This is a genomic window from Loigolactobacillus bifermentans DSM 20003 (assembly GCF_001434575.1).
Classification (GTDB): Bacteria; Bacillota; Bacilli; order Lactobacillales; family Lactobacillaceae; genus Loigolactobacillus; species Loigolactobacillus bifermentans.
The window spans coordinates 1-227 of the sequence record NZ_AZDA01000075.1; the positions used below are offsets into that span (position 1 = coordinate 1).

Sequence of the window (227 nt, forward strand, 5' to 3'; positions counted from 1 at the left end):
GAGGACTTAACCAAGTCAGAACCGTAAGGTTCAGCGTGGTGGGTTTTGAAGAACAACATAACAATAAAATAGAGATTCAGTTTTGAGAGCACAAAGTTCTCAGATAGTGGTGTGGTGATGATGGCAAGAAGGATACACCTGTTCCCATGTCGAACACAGAAGTTAAGCTTCTTTACGCCGAGAGTAGTTGGGGGAGCACCCCCTGCGAGGGTAGGAAGTTGCCACGC

Annotated in this window: 1 rRNA gene; it reads left to right on the forward strand. The window is 47.1% G+C overall.

Going from position 1 to position 227, the window contains the following annotated elements:
• The first annotated feature begins 110 nt into the window (after positions 1–110).
• Positions 111–227 (forward strand): 5S ribosomal RNA (gene rrf / locus FC07_RS08500).